This window comes from Shigella sp. FC1661 (genome assembly GCF_001712525.1).
Classification (GTDB): Bacteria; Pseudomonadota; Gammaproteobacteria; order Enterobacterales; family Enterobacteriaceae; genus Escherichia; species Escherichia coli.
Genome location: NZ_MDGW01000250.1, coordinates 1 through 2,665, shown reverse-complemented (window position 1 = coordinate 2,665; position 2,665 = coordinate 1). Strand labels below are relative to the sequence as shown.

Below are 2,665 nucleotides of genomic sequence, written 5' to 3'. Positions count from 1 at the left end.
CAGGTACCGGCATCCACGTTACAGACGGTCCCGGCAAAAGTGCCTGACCTGACCCCTATTAGCGGTTACCAGCGCCCCACCAGACCCGGTGACATCACCTCCCGGATCATGGACGACTGGGGGCAGTAATCATGCCGGGTCTGGCTGGCTAACACCCCATTATAAGGGGTACGAATAAAGTAACGGGGGATGGACATTTTTATTTCGAAAAAGATGCGCAATTTCATTTTATTAGCGCAAACCAATAATATTGCCCGGGCGGCAGAAAAAATCCATATGACGGCTTCGCCATTTGGTAAAAGCATTGCCGCGCTGGAAGAACAAATTGGCTATACGCTATTTACCCGCAAAGATAATAATATCAGCCTCAATAAAGCCGGTCAGGAACTGTATCAAAAACTGTTCCCGGTTTATCAACGACTTTCTGCGATTGATAATGAAATCCATAACTCAGGGCGTCGTTCACGAGAAATTGTGATTGGCATAGATAATACTTATCCGACAATTATTTTCGATCAGTTGATTAGTCTCGGAGATAAGTATGAAGGCGTGACCGCCCAGCCAGTTGAGTTCAGCGAAAACGGCGTTATCGATAATCTTTTTGACCGTCAGTTAGATTTTATTATCTCCCCACAGCATGTATCTGCACGAGTTCAGGAACTGGAAAACCTGACTATCAGTGAATTACCACCGCTGCGATTGGGCTTTCTCGTTTCTCGCCGTTATGAAGAGCGTCAAGAGCAAGAGCTGCTTCAGGAGCTGCCCTGGCTACAAATGCGCTTTCAAAACCGGGCTAACTTCGAAGCAATGATTGATGCGAATATGCGACCTTGTGGGATCAATCCCACCATTATTTATCGTCCCTACAGTTTTATGGCCAAAATCAGCGCCGTGGAGCGCGGACATTTTCTGACGGTGATCCCGCATTTTGCCTGGCGACTGGTGAATCCGGCAACGCTGAAATATTTTGATGCGCCGCACAGGCCGATGTATATGCAGGAATATCTTTATTCAATCAGAAATCATCGTTATACCGCCACGATGCTTCAGCATATTGCTGAAGATCGTGACGGGACAAACCATTAACCCAGCATCGAGCCGGTTGCAATTAAATTACGGTGTAAGTCGAAGACGTGGCTAAGATCGTGGTGAATATGTCCGCCGGGCGCATTTTCCAGATAGCGATGCAGATAATCCCGATACATAGGATGTGCACAATTATCAATGATAGTGCGGGCGCGTTGAAGCGGGGAAAGACCGCGCAGATCGGCGATCCCTTGTTCGGTGATGATCACTTTGACGCTGTGTTCGCTGTGATCAACATGGCTGCACATTGGCACGACGGTTGAGATCTTGCCTTCTTTAGCAATCGACGGAGCCATAAAGATCGACAGATACGCGTTGCGTTCAAAATCACCGCTGCCGCCGATGCCGTTCATCAGATCGACCCCGGCTACGTGCGTTGAATTTGCATGCCCGTAAATATCAAACTCTAGGCCGACGTTCAGAGCGATGACGCCCAGACGACGGATGATTTCCGGGTTATTGGAAATCTCCTGCGGACGCAACACAATGCGGCTGGCAAAGTAATCCATATTGTCGTAAATCTTGCGCAGGGAATCGGCCGAGATTGTCAGGCTGGAGGCGCTGGCCCCGCTGATTTTGTCGGTTTCCAGTAAATGCACCACCGATTCCTGTAGCACTTCCGAATACATCATGAACGGAGGAATTTCCGGGTTTTCCCCCAGACGCGCCATTACCGCATTATTGATATTGCCCACGCCACTTTGCAGCGGCAGAAATTCCGGCGGAATACGCCCATGCGCCATTTCCTGCAATAAGAACGTGACCACGTTATCGGCAATCTGCTGGCACATGGGATTTTGCTTATCCAGCATATTACCGGCGTCGGGCAAGTTGGTTTCTACGACGGCGACAATCTTTTTCGGATCGATTTGCACATAGCGGGTACCGACGCGATCCATTGCATGGAAGATCGACACGCTATTGCGCCGCGGTGGCGCGCCAGGAATCACAATATCTGCCAGTTCTGCAACGCGCGGATCGTGATAGTGATTAAGTTCAATGATCACTTTCTTCGCTCGCAGCAGCCAGGTCGGCGCATTACCGATCCCGCTGGTTAACCAGACTCGACCATCCGGTGCCAGTGCCGATGCTTCAATGACGGCAACATCAATGTCGCCGAAGAAACCGTAATTGACCATTTGCGCCACTTCGCTCAAATGCAGGTCAACGAAACTCACCGCGCCCTGATTGATCTTTTTACGTAAACCGGACGGGTAATGACTCCAACTTATTGATAGTGTTTTATGTTCAGATAATGCCCGATGACTTTGTCATGCAGCTCCACCGATTTTGAGAACGACAGCGACTTCCGTCCCAGCCGTGCCAGGTGCTGCCTCAGATTCAGGTTATGCCGCTCAATTCGCTGCGTATATCGCTTGCTGATTACGTGCAGCTTTCCCTTCAGGCGGGATTCATACAGTGGCCAGCCATCCGTCATCCATATCACCACGTCAAAGGGTGACAGCAAGCTCATAAGACGCCCCAGCGTCGCCATAGTGCGTTCACCGAATACGTGCGCAACAACCGTCTTCCGGAGCCTGTCATACGCGTAAAACAGCCAGCGCTGGCGCGATTTAGC

1 protein-coding gene and 2 pseudogenes are annotated in these 2,665 nt (G+C 50.2%); 1 reads left to right on the top strand and 2 read right to left on the bottom strand.

The genetic code is table 11. The features are described 5' to 3' along the window. Nucleotides 1-189 precede the first annotated feature (189 nt). A complete protein-coding gene (srsR, locus tag BFF42_RS14720) occupies nucleotides 190-1,086 on the top strand; it encodes a LysR family transcriptional regulator SrsR (protein ID WP_000350806.1) in 897 nt (298 codons plus the stop codon). Here srsR and scpC read toward each other — a convergent pair. After that, a pseudogene (gene scpC, locus BFF42_RS14715) lies at nucleotides 1,083-2,300 on the bottom strand (propionyl-CoA:succinate CoA transferase); the annotation flags it as partial. The gene srsR and the pseudogene scpC sit on opposite strands and share 4 nt — an antisense overlap. Nucleotides 2,301-2,314: 14 nt before the next feature. After that, nucleotides 2,315-2,665 (bottom strand): annotated as a pseudogene (locus BFF42_RS14710) (IS1-like element IS1B family transposase); the annotation flags it as partial.